General features: G+C 70.1%; 15 protein-coding genes. 6 read left to right on the forward strand and 9 right to left on the reverse strand.

Going from position 1 to position 13,191, the window contains the following annotated elements; genetic code table 11:
- The 7 genes from SACHA_RS23090 to SACHA_RS0118745 form a co-directional block, all read right to left on the reverse strand.
- Positions 1-508, reverse strand: a 508-nt coding sequence (locus tag SACHA_RS23090) for an iron-sulfur cluster assembly protein (protein WP_019812220.1), incomplete at its 3' end; no start/stop codon positions are given.
- Entirely contained in the window at positions 505-1,506 is a 1,002-nt protein-coding gene (locus tag SACHA_RS0118720; RefSeq protein ID WP_019812222.1) for an amidohydrolase family protein, read from the reverse strand. The genes SACHA_RS0118720 and SACHA_RS23090, both read right to left, overlap by 4 nt.
- A gap of 120 nt (positions 1,507-1,626) precedes the next feature.
- Positions 1,627-1,992, reverse strand: a complete 366-nt coding sequence (gene mimD, locus SACHA_RS0118725) for a propane 2-monooxygenase effector subunit MimD (protein WP_007023706.1) — start codon at positions 1,990-1,992, stop codon at positions 1,627-1,629.
- Positions 1,989-3,167 carry a ferritin family protein gene (locus SACHA_RS0118730; protein ID WP_028663339.1) on the reverse strand — a complete coding sequence of 393 codons (1,179 nt, stop codon included), beginning with the start codon at positions 3,165-3,167 and terminating at the stop codon, positions 1,989-1,991. Before SACHA_RS0118730 ends, mimD begins: the two co-directional genes overlap by 4 nt.
- Before the next feature lie 65 nt (positions 3,168-3,232).
- On the reverse strand, positions 3,233-4,279 hold the full coding sequence (locus tag SACHA_RS0118735) for an FAD-binding oxidoreductase (protein WP_019812227.1): 1,047 nt from the start codon (positions 4,277-4,279) through the stop codon (positions 3,233-3,235).
- A 115-nt stretch (positions 4,280-4,394) separates the two neighbouring features.
- On the reverse strand, positions 4,395-6,044 hold the full coding sequence (locus tag SACHA_RS0118740; RefSeq protein WP_019812229.1) for a ferritin family protein: 1,650 nt from the start codon (positions 6,042-6,044) through the stop codon (positions 4,395-4,397).
- Between the two features lie 201 nt (positions 6,045-6,245).
- Positions 6,246-6,485 (reverse strand): hypothetical protein, encoded by a 240-nt coding sequence (locus SACHA_RS0118745; protein WP_019812231.1) that lies wholly within the window; start codon positions 6,483-6,485, stop codon positions 6,246-6,248.
- A 192-nt stretch (positions 6,486-6,677) separates the two neighbouring features.
- Here SACHA_RS0118745 and SACHA_RS0118750 point away from each other — a divergent pair, with 192 nt between their 5' ends.
- The 3 genes from SACHA_RS0118750 to SACHA_RS0118760 are packed head-to-tail and all read left to right on the forward strand — an operon-like array spanning position 6,678 to position 9,838.
- Positions 6,678-8,522, forward strand: a complete 1,845-nt coding sequence (locus SACHA_RS0118750) for a sigma-54-dependent Fis family transcriptional regulator (RefSeq protein WP_019812232.1) — start codon at positions 6,678-6,680, stop codon at positions 8,520-8,522.
- A 25-nt stretch (positions 8,523-8,547) separates the two neighbouring features.
- Positions 8,548-9,243 carry a hypothetical protein gene (locus SACHA_RS23095; RefSeq protein WP_019812233.1) on the forward strand — a complete coding sequence of 232 codons (696 nt, stop codon included), beginning with the start codon at positions 8,548-8,550 and terminating at the stop codon, positions 9,241-9,243.
- A gap of 49 nt (positions 9,244-9,292) precedes the next feature.
- Positions 9,293-9,838, forward strand: a complete 546-nt coding sequence (locus tag SACHA_RS0118760) for a DUF421 domain-containing protein (protein ID WP_019812234.1) — start codon at positions 9,293-9,295, stop codon at positions 9,836-9,838.
- An 85-nt stretch (positions 9,839-9,923) separates the two neighbouring features.
- Here the strand turns inward: SACHA_RS0118760 and SACHA_RS0118765 are convergent, their stop codons facing one another.
- Positions 9,924-10,286, reverse strand: coding sequence for a HepT-like ribonuclease domain-containing protein (locus SACHA_RS0118765; RefSeq protein WP_019812235.1), 363 nt, complete (start codon positions 10,284-10,286; stop codon positions 9,924-9,926).
- 10 nt (positions 10,287-10,296) lie between these two features.
- On the reverse strand, positions 10,297-10,842 hold the full coding sequence (locus tag SACHA_RS0118770; protein WP_083935914.1) for a helix-turn-helix domain-containing protein: 546 nt from the start codon (positions 10,840-10,842) through the stop codon (positions 10,297-10,299).
- A gap of 149 nt (positions 10,843-10,991) precedes the next feature.
- On the opposite strand from SACHA_RS0118770, the gene SACHA_RS0118775 reads away from it, so the two are divergent.
- From SACHA_RS0118775 to SACHA_RS0118785, 3 genes are all read left to right on the forward strand, one after another.
- Entirely contained in the window at positions 10,992-11,480 is a 489-nt protein-coding gene (locus tag SACHA_RS0118775; RefSeq protein WP_019812237.1) for a beta-class carbonic anhydrase, read from the forward strand.
- Between the two features lie 49 nt (positions 11,481-11,529).
- Positions 11,530-11,790, forward strand: coding sequence for a hypothetical protein (locus SACHA_RS0118780; protein ID WP_019812238.1), 261 nt, complete (start codon positions 11,530-11,532; stop codon positions 11,788-11,790).
- 4 nt (positions 11,791-11,794) lie between these two features.
- Positions 11,795-13,191, forward strand: a 1,397-nt coding sequence (locus SACHA_RS0118785) for an RtcB family protein (RefSeq protein WP_019812239.1), incomplete at its 3' end; no start/stop codon positions are given.

A 13,191-nucleotide genomic window follows, 5' to 3' on the forward strand; every position in this document is an offset into this window, starting at 1 on the left:
GCCGCAGCAGCCCCGCGCGCTCGGGCGAGTCGGGCAGTTCGCCCAGGGTCATCCCGGCCAAAGCGTCCACCCGCCAGCCCTGCGCCACCAGTCCGCGGCAGGCGCGTTCCAGGCACGCCAGGTGCGCCTTGCGGCGGAACGTGCGGCGCAGCTCGTCCAGCTCGTCCTCGGCCTCCCCGGCGAACGTGCCGGTGAAACCGGAGTCGGCCGCCACCCCCGCGTTGATCTCCCCGGCGGCGAAGTGGTCCACCAGCCGCACGTCCACCGGGTCGAACTCACCGAGCGCGCGCAGCGCGTCCCGGGCGTCGGCCACCATCAGGTAGGCGAAGTTCGGGGCGCAGAAGTAGGTCGGCAGCCGCAGCCGCACCCGGATCGCCCTCCCGGTCACCGCGGTGTCGGCCACGAAGCCCAAGTCGGTGATCGGCTCGTCCAGCTCCGGGTCCCGCACCGTGGACAACGCCTCCCAGGCGCGTCCGGTCGCGGTCGCCTTCTCCGCCGCGGCCGTCATACCGACACCGCCTCGCCCGCGCGGGCCTCGGCGGGCACCGGGATGTCGTACAGCGCCGCCGCGTTCAGGCCGAGAATCTTGCGTTTGACGTCCGGGGTGAGCGCGCCGTACTCGGACTGCATGTCCTCCGGGATCTGGAAGTCCACGAACTTCTCCACCAGCCACTTCGGGTGCCAGATGGCGTAGTCGCTGGCGAAGGTGAGCCGGTTGGAGTCCAGCCAGTACAGCAGCTCGCCGAGGATCTGGGCGAAGTAGCGCGGACGGGAGTGGATGAACGGCATCGCCACCGCGAGCCCGCCGTAGACGTTGGGCTCCTGGGTGGCGATCCAGCAAAAGTCCTCCAGCCGGGGCAGGCCGACGTGCTCGATGATGAAGTTCAGGTCCGGGAACGCGGTGGCCACGTCGTCCACGTCGGCCACGTCGAACGCGTCCCGGTTCAGCGGGTAGATCGTCGGGCCCTTGTGGATGTGGATGTTGCGGATGCCCAGCTCGCGGCACTTCTCCAGGTACCGGTAGGACCAGTCGTCGGTGAGCTTCCAGCCCTTCGAGTCGCCGCGCCACTCAGCGGTGTAGAGCTTCACACCGCGCAGGTTCCACCGCCGGGCGAGCTCCTCCAGCGTGGCCAGGCCGGCCTCACCGTCGCGCGGGTCCCAGGCGCCGTTGACGACGAACCGCCCCGGGTTCCGCTCGGCCACCGCGCCGTCCTGTTCGGTGGTGTTGAACCCGTTGACGTAGAAGTCGCTGAGGTAGGTGGGCTGGAAGATGGCCTTGTCCACGTACCCGGTCTCGAACAGATCCGAGATCAGGTCCTGTTCGGAGTACTTGCCGAACTTCTCCAGCGACCACACCCACTCCTCGGGGCTGAGGTTGCGGTGGTAGTCGTAGAAGCACTCGATGAAGCCCTTGCCGTACCGGTTGGCCTGGTTGGCCGGGCTGCCGTCCCAGAAGTGTACGTGGCTGTCGACGATGAAGTAGCTTTCTCCGTCCTTGCGGTACATGGTCACCGGCTCCCTTGCTGGTGTCGCGGTTGTGGACGGTCCGCCGGGCCGCGGCCCGTGCGGTCGGGATACTGCGGCGCGCGGCCCGGCGGACCTCTCCCCCCAGGGGTGGACGCCCGGCTACCGGACCGGGGTCAGGTCGAAGTCCAGGTGCTCGGCGGCGTCCTCGGGATTGGCGAACAGGATCGTGCGGTCGTCCAGGTGGATCATGCGCCCGTAGTGGGTGGACATGCTCTCCTCGAACTCGGCCTGGTCGAACCAGCCGTCCTCCTCGCCGGCGGCCTCGTCGATCTCGGCGTAGACGACGTCCATCCGGCGGTGGGCGTCGACCCGGATCATCGACGGCAACGGGGTCACGGTCACGTTGTCCTGCTCGCGCATCACCTCCGCGATGACCTCACCCACCTGGTTGTTCATCAGGGTGAAGCCGCACATGTTGGACGCGGTGTTGTTGGTCTCGAAACGGCTCGTGGCGGTGCTGGTCACTGGTTCAACTCCTTCGGTACCTCCAGGCCGAGATCGGCCAGGACTCCGCGGAAGCGGTTCTTGGCGCGGTCCAGGCCGTCCTCGAACCGGGTCGGCTTGGCGTCCGGCAGGGACCACAGCGGCTGCAGCGTGCGGGCCGCCGTGAGACAGCGGGGCACCCAGGTGGACAGCCACGTCCGCATCGTGTCGGTGTTGTGCCCGGCGAACTCGGGGTCGCGCACCAGCGGCTCGAACAGCGCCCGGGTGTAGCGCAGGTCGCGCTCGGCGTAGTCGTACTCCTCCGCCCCGATCAACGTCGGGGTGACGAAGTCGCCGTTGCCGGGGGCGGCCTGCTGCACCAGGTTGCTCCGGAACAGCTCACCCACCAGCGGCTCGAACACCACGTTGGCCACGAACACCGCCTCGGCCCAGTCCCAGATCGCGGTCATCCGCTCGGCGGTCTCGCGCACCTCCTGCCAGGCGGGGTCGCTCTCCCATGTCCGGCGGTGCGCCTCGCCGTCGAAGCCGTCGATCTCCTCGGACAGGGTCAGGTTGTACAGCGCCAGGTCCTGCGCCGAGCGGATCCGGTGCATGCTGTTCACCGAGATGGCGGTGTTGTGCATGTTGGTGGGCGCCCGGCGGTTGGCGTTGGCGAACAGGTACAGCCCCAGGCCGTGGTTGACGTGCATCCAGGCGCCCACGTGCGCGGCCACGAACTGCACCCAGTTCGGGTTCCACTGCTCGAACGCCTTCGCCCCGCGCGCCGCCTCCACGTTCTGGGTGAGCTGGCGGACGACGTTCGAGTTGTTGCGGTAGATGCTCTGTTCCCACTCCTCGTTCGGGTCGCGGAACTCGTGCCACCCGTGGGCGGGCCAGTCGTATCCCTGCCCGCCGGAGCCGGGAAACCGCTGCGGCTCCGGCCGGTCGGAGCCCCAGGCCTTGAGCACCGTCCAGTCCAGCGGGTAGCCGCCGCGGCCGTCGGCGAAGCCGTACAGCCAGCCCTGCGACAGGTAGTGCCGCGGGTCGGGCTGCACCTCGACGGTGACGTCCTCGTAGTGACTCTGCTTGCGTTTGGCCGGGACGAAGTAGTTGAAGCGTCGGTGCCCGGAGTCGGGGAACTCCCGCGCACCGGCCTCGGCGTCGGTGAACACCGGCTTCGGCACGCTGCGTTCGGGAGTCTCTGGTGTGGTGGTCATCGGTTTCTCGTCCTCACTTCCCGCGGTCATCGCCGGTTCTCACCCGGCGCCCGCCCGGTCGACGGTCAGTCCGCCTCGCCGTCACCGGTGGTGGTGAACTTGTCGTAGAACACGCGCCCGTCGTCGACGCCGAGCGCGGGCAGCAACTCGACGGCGGCCTCGACCATCGGCGGCGGGCCGCACACGTACGCGTCGGCGGCGGTGAGGTCGCCTTCGCACCGACGGACGACGTCGGTGATCAACCCGACCTCGCCGTCCCAGGCGTCGTCGGCGGCGGGCTCGGACAGCGCGGGCACGTACCGGAAGTCCGGCAACGTGCGTTCCAACCCGCGCAGCTCGTCGTCGAAGCACAGGTCCCGCCGGGACCGGGCCCCGTAGTAGAACCGGGTGGGCCGGTCCAGGCCCAGTTCGGCCATCTGCCGCAGCAGCGACAGGATCGGGGCCATCCCCGCGCCGCCGCCGACGAACACGAGCTCCTTCTCCGGCGCCTCGCGCAGGGTGAACACCCCGAACGGGCCGGTGACCTCCAACCGGTCCCCGACGGCCAGTTTGTCCGCCAGGAACGTGGAGAACAGCCCGTCCGGGTAGACCTTGATGACGAACTCCAGCTCACCGGAGGAGGCCGAGACGTTGGCCATCGAGAACGACCGGGCCTCGTCGGTGCCCGGCACCGCGATGTCGACGTACTGGCCCGGGAAGAACTCGAACGTCTCCGGCTCGGCCAGCCGCACCGCCAGGCGACGGAGGTCGTGGGTGACCGGCTCGTTCGCCACCACCTCCACCACCGCCTGCCGGATCGGCAGGCCCGACCGGATCAGCTCCTCGTCGTAGTTCAGCAGCTCGACGGTCAGGTCCTCGTAGGCGTGCGCGCGGCACAGCAACGTGAACCCTTCCTCGGCCTCGTAGTCCGGCAGCGCGAACGTCGAATAGCGGTCGTGCTCGACGTCGTCCCCCTCCAGCAGGAACGACTTGCACGAGCCGCACTGCCCCTCCTTGCAGCCGTGCATGAGCATCACGCCCTGCTCGGCCGCCGCCCGCAGGATCGTCTGATCCTCGTCGACGGGGATCTCGACGCCGACCGGTTCGAACCGGACCTGGTGCTTACCTGCCATGATCTCTTCACCTCGTCGGTGTCGGAGGCGTTGCCGGCGTGCGGAGGGCGCCCGGGCACACCCGTGTCCCGGGGCGCCCTCCGCACGCGCGGTCACGCACCTCGCGGACGCCGGGTCAGGCCGTGGGCGCGGGCCGTCCGCCCGGGCCCTGCCGGACGTAGTCCGCGTAGAAGGCCTCCCGCTCGGCGTCGCTCATCTCGTTCAGCGACACGTTCGGGCTGGGGAACGGCGGGCAGCGCCGCAGGTGGTCCAGCGTCCACATCTTCTTCGGGTCGAGGTCCAGGTGCGGCTGCGCCACCAGGGTCTTGCCGTCGTCACGGACGTAACCCATGTCCTTGACGATGTCGGCGAAGTTCCAGTTGTGGTACAGCGTCTCCCACTCGCGCGACCCGATGAGCTTGCCCATGTTGGGCGTGGACCTGCCCTGGTAGGTGTCCCGGAAGGCGACCGCGTCGGTCCAGTGGCAGCCTTGAGAGCAGTAGGTGCGCCACTGCCCGTCGACTTCGTCCATCACCATGTCCTGCCGGATCAGGCACGGCACCATGCAGGTCCAGCAGCGGTGCGGGTAGACGTAGTCGACGTCCTCGAACGCGATGGGCTTGTGCCCGTTCGGCACCGACAGCCGGTTGTAGTTCTCCCACCAGGCCCCGTACTTGTCGTACCAGCCGGGGTACTTGTGCTCGAACCACTCGAAGTCCTCGTCGGTCATCGGGTCGATGCGCCAGTAGTTGGCGATCCACCCGGTGGCGAAGAACTGGGCGACCTCGTGCACGTAGCCCTTGTTCCAGATCCGGTTCCACGACTCCTCGACCAGGTCGTGCGGGATGACCAGGCCGTACTTCTCCAGCGGCACCAGGTAGCTGCGGTAGTAGTCGTCGTAGATCCACCGCCGCCACATCTCGGCGTAGCTCTCCCGGTCCTTGCGGCGGTCCTTGGTGCCGTACTCGATGAACGTGCCGATCGCCGCGTCGACCACGCAGTGGTTGTTCCACCAGGCGTAGCGCAGGTCGCGTTCGAGCAGCTGGTGGTTGCTCTCGTCGGACAGCGCCATCAGCAGGGTGGCGTAGCCGTTGCTGATGTGCCGGGACTCGTCCGACTGCACCGAGTGGAACACGGTGGGCAGCAGGTAGTCGCCGTTCGCGGCGGCCTCTCCCGGCATGGCGACGAACAGCGTGTTCGTGAACGCCGTCTCGGCGACGATCGTCAGGTACACGCTGGCCGCGGTGATCGCGTCACCGGTGATGAAGCCCTCGGCGAACTGCCGGCCGATCGTGCCCGCGTAGTCGTTCTGGAAATTGCGCAGGCTGGAGTTGAACCCGGCCGGGTCGATGTAGTTGTTCATGTACAGGCGCTTGAGGTTCTGCTGGATCGTCGAGTGGCGCACCTCGTCGATCATCTGGATCGCCTGCCCGTTGTGCAGTTCCGGGTTCGGCACGGTCCGGAACAGCAGCGGCATCGCCCGCGCGGCGGAGATCTCCGGCAGGGGGATGATAGACAGGAACAGTTTCTGCCATTCCATCCAGCGCTGCTGCACCTGCCGGAACATGTTGCCCCGGATCGCGCCGTCCGCGGCCCCGTAGACCCGGTGGTCCTTCTCCTCCTCCATCGGGAAGTAGGACCGCAGCACCTGCTTGAGCGGGTCCTTCTTCTTCGCCTTGGTAAAGGTGTAGTCGGTTCCGTAGTGCGAGACCGGCTCGTGGTACGCCGGCTCCCAGGACAATTCCTGGATCTTGCTGTGGGCTTTCGCCACACTCTGGCGGCTCATGATCGCTCCTTACCCGTCACTGGGCTCCCACGACGGTGTCCTCGTCCGCGTACAGCTCCGCCCGGTGCCGACCCGGTCGCGGCGAGAATGCGGAAGCGAACCGGTGCGGTCTGCTGTGCCGACCAATACAACCCCGCGTCCGCGGTGGGTGGGGTCTCAATATGAGACGACCGCGTTCCCGCGCCTTTCCGGGTCGGCCGGTCACGACCTCTCGTGCAGGGCGCGCAGTTCCGCGAGTTCGTCCCGGACGGCCTCGCGCAACCGGGAGTCGTGCGCCGCGGGGGTGACGCCCAACGTCCGCAGCAACTCGGCGGCGTGCGCACCCGGGTCACCGGCCTCGCCGAGCACCGGGTGCAGGCCCGCGTCCGTGAGGTGTTCGAACACCAGGTTCACCACGGTCCACGGGTTGTAGGTCTCGTTCGGTGTGTCTTCCGCGCTCATGGGCGCACCTCCGTGCGGTCGACGGCCCGGATGTCGGTTCCGCCGCCATGACACGCCCGCGGGGAGAACCCGGCGATCTCAATTTGAGACACCGCGCGGGCCGGGTGTCCTCTACCCTCCGCCAGGGGGCCGGGAACACGGCTCCCCACGGCAGTCGACACACTCGCCCGGCTCCGTTCCCGGAGGTCGCCGATGCACGACGCACGCACCGCCCCTGACACCACGGCCGGATACCAGGACACGGGAGGGGACGCGGAGTCCCTGGCGCGGGCGCGGGTGCGTTTCCTGACCGACGAGGCCACCGACCCCACCGGGGTGCGGGACACGATCCTCACCTCGTGGTGGCGCTCCCGCGAGGCGCACGTCCCCGCCGACCGCATCGAGGCGCCCTACTTCTCCGACCGCGACCTCGACGCCGAATGGGTGCGCAACGCGCAACCCCTGCTCGGTCAACTCGATGACCAGCTCAGCGGCCAGCCGATCAGCCTCATCCTCACCGACCCCGCCGGGGTGGTGCTCAGCCAGCACACCGGGGACTCCGGTCTGCACCGGCACCTGGAGAAGGTGCAGCTCGCGCCGGGGTTCAGCTACGGCGAACAGTTCGTCGGCACGAACGGGATCGGCACCGCGCTGGAGGACGGCGGCACCCGGCACGTGTTCGGGCACGAACACTACGCCGAGCACCTGGAGAACCTCGCCTGCGTCGGGGTGCCGGTCCAGCACCCCGTCACCGGCAAGACGGTCGGCGCGGTGGATCTGACCTGCTGGACCCGCGACGCCGGCGGGCTGCTCATCGCGCTGGCCCGCAGCACCGCCGAACAGGTCCGCCAGGCGCTGCTGACCACCACGGGCGCGCGGGAACTGGAACTGTTCCGCTCCTACCTGCACACCTGCCGGCGCACCGGCGGCATCGTGCTCGCCCAGGGCGACGACGTCGTCATGATGAACCACTACGCGCGCAGACTGCTCGACCCCGCCGACCAGGCGATGCTGCTCGCCCAGGCACGCCAGGCGTTCCACACCGACGACCGGGTGAGCACGACCCTGGACCTGCCCAGCGGGAACCGGGTGCGGATGCACTGCCGCAGTGTCCCGGCGGCCGCGAGCGGGTCCGACGTCGGCGGCGTCGCGCACATCGAGCTCCTCGACGACGACACCGCCGACACCCGCACCACCCCGCCGGTGCCGATGTTCCTGCCCGGCACGGTCGGCTCGGCACCGCTGTGGCTTCGGTGCTGCAACGAGGTGGACGCCAGCCACCGCGACGGCGAGTGGCTGGCGCTGGTCGGCGAACCCGGGGTCGGCAAGAGCCTGCTCGCCGAGTGCGTCCACCAGCGCCGCAACCCCGGACGGCGGATGCGCACCGTCGACGCCGCGGACGCCACCGACTCCGGGTGGCTCGACGCCGTGCGCCGGGAACTCACCGACCGGGAGACCAGCGCACTGCTGATCCGGCACCTCGACGAACTCGACCCGGACGCCGCCCGGGAACTGGCCACGGTCCTGCGCGGCCCGTCCGCCCGGGAGGAGCGCACGGTCCCGTGGGTGGCGGCCACCCTGTCCCCCGGCGCGGAGTCCCGGCCCGGACTGTCCGACGTGCTGGGGCTGTTGCCCGCCACCGTGCAGGTGCCTCCCCTGCGCTACCACGTCGAGGACCTGCGGGAGCTGGTGCCGTTCCTGCTGAACCGGCTCTCCCACGGCGGCGGGCTCACCTGCTCGCCCGGCGCGATGAAGCTGCTCATGCGGGCGAGCTGGCCCGGCAACGTCACCCAGCTCTACGGGGTGCTGCAGTACGTGGTGCGGCACCGCCGCCGCACCGGGGTGATCCAACCCGGTGACCTCCCCGCCGAGTACCACGCGGTGGCCCGGCGGGCGCTGACCCAACTGGAATCCCTCGAACGGGACGCGATCGTGCGCAGCCTGCACGACGCCGACGGCAACAAGGCCCGAGCGGCGAAGTCGCTGGGCATGTCCCGCGCCACCATCTACCGCAAGCTGCACGAGTACGGCATCGTCACGCCCGGCCGGGCGCGTTGAGCCCGGTCCGGGGGAAGGAACCACCATGAGCGACGCCACCGACCCCGCAACCGACCCCGGCACCGACGGAGCCACCGCCGGCACCGGCCCCACCACCGACGGCACCGACGCCACCGTCACGATGCGCGCGCTGGACACCGCGGACGCGGACGAGCTGGCGGGCCTGGCCGACCTGTTCAGCGAACTGCAGACCGTGCTCCACTGCTGCGAAGCGGCCGTGACCGCCCTGACCGCGCACACCGCGAACGGCGAGGGAGGCCCCGCCGGAGCCGGCGACGACCCGGACGTCGTCGCCGAGGCACTCTGGACCACCGCCGTGCTGGCCTACACCCGCTGCTTCGCCACCGATCGCGCCGTCCGGCTCACCGGCGACGACGTCGCCGGGTTGCCGTTGGAGGGCGAGGTCACCCGGTGGCACGAGGTGCTGCTGCGGCTGCGCGACCACTACGCCGCCCCGGCGGACAACCCCCGCGAACGGTTCAGTGTCAACGCCGTGACCGGCACCGACGACAGCGTCAGCGGCATCGCCGTCACCTCCACCCCGCTGGCGCCGTTGGACGAGGTGACCGTCCGGCAGACCGGAGCGCTGGCCTACCAGCTCGCCCAGCTCGTGGAGGGCCGCCTCGGCGAGAAACACCCCGAGGTCCGCACCGCGGCGGCCGCCCTGCCCCGCGAACACCTGCGGTCACTACCCGAGGTCGAGGTCTCCACCGGCGGGTGACCCACCCGGACGGTGGTCCGGTCCCGCGTGTCCCGGTCCCGGTCCGGGTATGCCGGTCGGCATGTTCTTCGACTCCTGGTCCGGGCTCGGCCGGGTGCTGGCCGTCGGCGCACCCGCCTACGTGCTGCTGGTGGCGCTGCTGCGGGTGTCGGGCAAGCGGACGTTGGCCACGATGAACGCCTTCGACCTGGTCGTCACGGTCGCCCTCGGTTCCACCCTCGCCACCGTCCTGCTCAGCGCCGAGGTGGCCTGGATCGAGGGGATGCTGGCGCTGGCCCTGCTGATCGTCGCCCAGTTCGTCGTCGCCTGGCTGGCGGTGCGGGTGCGCGGCGTGCGCCGGGCGGTGCGGTCGAGCCTCACGCTGCTCGTCCGGGAGGGCCGGCTCCGGCCCGACGCGCTGCGCCGGCAGCGGGTCACCCACACCGAGGTCCTGCAGGCCGTCCGCTCCCAGGGCCTCGGCGGCCTCGACCGGGTCAGCGCGGTCGTGCTGGAGACCGACGGCACCTTCAGCGTCATCCCGACCGCCCAGGCGGGCGATCACACCGCCCTCAACAACGTCGAGGACGGAACCCCGACCGGTGACCCACAGCCGTGACCGCATCGGGCATTCGTTTTCCGTACGGGCCCGATTCGCCGAGCGCCGGCACAGAGCATTCTCTGGGCGGTCGCATCGTCGGTTTTCATTCCGGTTTCATTTCGAGGACCGCGCGAGCATGCTCTATCTCCTCGACGAGCGCTCGATGAAGTTCCGGCGCGTGCTCCGCCACTACCGTCCAGACGATCTCGTCGTCGATCGTCCAGTAATTGTGCGCTATCCTGTTCCGCATACCCTTGATGAGCCGCCAGGGGACATCGTCGTGCGCCGAAATCCAGGTATCGCCGAGACGCTCAAGATCAGCCGCGAGACGGATGACATTGTACTGACAGGCCCTGGTGACAGCGATGTCGGTGTCATAGGCGGCACGTCCCCTGGCCGCCAGTTGTCCCATCTCGGTCAAGGTGGCGTCAACATACAGCAGACGCTCGGCGGTGCGTTCGTCCATGTCGAGTCGTCTAGGCAGCGAGAGTGAGCGGCAGCCGGGAACGATCGACTCCTCGGCGCAACAACTCGTTCGAGGAGAGTTCGCTGGTCGTGATCAAGTCCACGGGACAGCCGAGCAGATCCGCGAGTTCCTCCTCCAAGCCCAGGATGTCGAGCACGGAGAACCCGGAGCGGAGCTCCACGAGTAGGTCGAGATCCGAGTCGGGACGGTCGTCCCCTCTCGCGACGGAGCCGAAGACCCAGACCCCCGCGAGCGGGTAACGGGACAGCAGCTCGGTCACCTCCCGAGCATGTCGTTCCAGCAGCGTCGACGGCCGGATCGTGTTGGTCAGGCCGAGGTCGAGACGAAAACCCGCGGCATCCAACAAGCGTTCCACCATGGCGAACGACGGTTGGCGCCGACCCGATTCGATGGAGGCCACCGTCGATTGCGGAACCCCGGCCGCACGCGCGAGCTCCCTCTGCGACATACGGCGTCGTTCCCGCGCGGTCGCCACCACATTCGCCGCCGAAGTCGAGATCGGCTCACCACGCGAACGGTCAGGCACACGATCCATACGAACCGATGATAGCGGATTCGCTATCACGATGCGACTCGACGATCCGGCCGCGACCACCCTGTGGACCCCGAGTTGCCGGAGAGCACGGGTCGGTCTGCACTGGGACGCGGACACAGTTTCCGTCAGAACCCGAAAGGAGCCCGGCCGTGTCGGTCACCGAGGAACTGCTCGCTCAGAACGCCCGCTACGCGGAGACGTTCTCCGGCCCGCTGCCGATGCCGCCCGCGCGCAGGGTCGCCGTCGTGGCGTGCATGGACGCCCGTCTCGACGTCTACCGGATGCTCGGCCTCGCCGAGGGCGAGGCCCACGTGCTCCGCAACGCGGGCGGGGTGGTCACCGAGGACACGATCCGTTCGCTGACGATCAGCCAACGACTGCTCGGCACCGAGGAGATCGTGCTGATCCACCACACCGACTGCGGGATGCTCACCTTCACCGACGACGGGTTCCGCCAGACCCTGCACGACGAGATCGGCGTCAAGCCGCCGTGGGCGGCGGAGTCGTTCGACGACCTGGAGACCGACGTGCGGCAGTCGATCGCGCGCATCACGACCAGCCCCTACATCCCGCGCAAGGAGTCCGTGCGCGGGTTCGTGTTCGACGTCGCGAGCGGCAAGCTGAACGAGGTGTCCTGACCCGCCGGGCGGGGAAGTCCTCCAGGGAGCGCACACCCGGGAGGATGTCGTGGGTACCGAGGACGACCGCAGCACCGGCGGGGACCCCGCCGCGCAGGGCGTGCCGCTGACCGGCATGAGCTGGCAGCAGTGGCCGGAGGGGTTGCGCCTGCGCGGCCACCAGATCCTCGGGCAACTGCGCTCCGGGCACCCGGAGAACGCCGTCGACCTGCTCGACGAGCTGCTGGCCGACCTGCTCTCCCGCCGGGAGACCCTCGCCGACAGCGCCAACCGGCAGTTCGAGCCGTCCACCGACGACCGCAACCCCTGACGCCGTGACCGCGCGCGACCGGGCACCGACGGCCCACCCTTCCGGCGACGAGCCCCTCGTCGCCGACGGCGCCTACCGATACCGGATCGCACCGACCGGGTCGATGCGGGTGCCCGGCGTGGTGTTCGCCTCCCCCGCCCTGCTGCCGAGCCTGTCCTCCGACGGATCCCTGGACCAGGTGGCGAACGTGGCGAGTCTTCCGGGCATCGTCACGGCGTCGTTCGCGATGCCGGACATGCACCGCGGCTACGGCTTCCCGATCGGCGGGGTCGCCGCGACCGACGCCGACCGGGACGGCGTGGTGTCCCCCGGCGGGGTGGGCTTCGACATCTCCTGCGGCGTGCGGCTGCTGACGGCCGAGGTGTCCCGGGACGCGTTCGCCCCGTCCCGGGACACGGTCCTGAACGCCCTGGCCCGGGAGATCCCGCGCGGGGCGGGACGCGGGGCCGTCCGGCCGCTCGCCCACCGCCGCCAACTCGACCGGGTGCTCACCGGCGGGGCACGGGAACTGGTCGAACAGGGGCACGGAACCGCCGACGACCTGCACCGCTGCGAGGATCACGGCAGGGTCGCCGGGGCCGACCCGCACCGGGTCGGCGACCGCGCCGCCGAGCGCGGGCTGCACCAGCTCGGCAGTCTCGGCTCCGGCAACCACTTCCTGGAGGTGCAGGCGGTCGACGAGGTTTTCGACGCCGACGTCGCGCGCGTGTTCGGCCTGCGCCGGGGGCAGGTGTGCGTGATGATCCACTGCGGGTCGCGCGGGCTCGGGCACCAGGTGTGCACCGACCACGTCCGCGTGCTGGAACAGGTCATGCCCCGGCACGGCATCCACGTGCCCGACCGGCAGCTGGCCTGCGCCCCCGTGGAATCCGAGCCGGGCCACGCCTACCTGGGGGCGATGGCCGCGGCCGCGAACTACGCGCTGGCCAACCGGCACATGCTCGGTGTGGCCGCCGACCGGGTGTTCCGCGCGGAGACCGGACGGGATCTGCGGCTGGTCTACGACGTGTCGCACAACCTCGCCAAGCTGGAACGACACGCGGTCACCGACAGCGCGGTCACCGACGGCGCGGGCGGCGGCACCGGCCACGACGACCCCGGCGCGTCCCGGCGGCTGTGCGTGCACCGTAAGGGCGCCACCCGCGCGTGGCCGCCGGGACACCCCGACCTGCCCGACGAGCTGGGTCCGGTCGGTCAGCCCGTGCTCATCCCCGGTTCGATGGGCACCGCGTCGTACGTGCTCACCGGTGTGCCCGGCAACCCGGCGTTCGAGTCCACCTGCCACGGCGCCGGGCGGATACTGTCCCGGCACCGCGCGTTGAAGACGGTCGACGCGACGGCGCTGCGCGGGCGGCTGGAGCGGCAGGCGCACGTCGCGGTGCGGGCCGCCTCCCGCAAGGG

Origin of the sequence: Saccharomonospora halophila 8, assembly GCF_000383775.1 — a bacterium.
Classification (GTDB): Bacteria; Actinomycetota; Actinomycetes; order Mycobacteriales; family Pseudonocardiaceae; genus Saccharomonospora; species Saccharomonospora halophila.

Excerpts from the sequence above, each read along its gene's own strand:
- SACHA_RS0118765 (WP_019812235.1), bottom strand. The coding sequence starts at position 10,286 with ATGGACGAACGCACCGCCGAGCGTCTGCTGTATGTTGACGCCACCTTG.
- SACHA_RS0118745 (WP_019812231.1), bottom strand. The coding sequence starts at position 6,485 with ATGAGCGCGGAAGACACACCGAACGAGACCTACAACCCGTGGACCGTG.
- SACHA_RS0118735 (WP_019812227.1), bottom strand. The coding sequence starts at position 4,279 with ATGGCAGGTAAGCACCAGGTCCGGTTCGAACCGGTCGGCGTCGAGATC.
- SACHA_RS0118730 (WP_028663339.1), bottom strand. The coding sequence starts at position 3,167 with ATGACCACCACACCAGAGACTCCCGAACGCAGCGTGCCGAAGCCGGTG.
- SACHA_RS0118770 (WP_083935914.1), bottom strand. The coding sequence starts at position 10,842 with ATGGATCGTGTGCCTGACCGTTCGCGTGGTGAGCCGATCTCGACTTCG.
- SACHA_RS0118740 (WP_019812229.1), bottom strand. The coding sequence starts at position 6,044 with ATGAGCCGCCAGAGTGTGGCGAAAGCCCACAGCAAGATCCAGGAATTG.
- SACHA_RS0118760 (WP_019812234.1), top strand. The coding sequence starts at position 9,293 with ATGCCGGTCGGCATGTTCTTCGACTCCTGGTCCGGGCTCGGCCGGGTG.
- SACHA_RS23095 (WP_019812233.1), top strand. The coding sequence starts at position 8,548 with ATGAGCGACGCCACCGACCCCGCAACCGACCCCGGCACCGACGGAGCC.
- SACHA_RS0118720 (WP_019812222.1), bottom strand. The coding sequence starts at position 1,506 with ATGTACCGCAAGGACGGAGAAAGCTACTTCATCGTCGACAGCCACGTA.
- SACHA_RS0118750 (WP_019812232.1), top strand. The coding sequence starts at position 6,678 with ATGCACGACGCACGCACCGCCCCTGACACCACGGCCGGATACCAGGAC.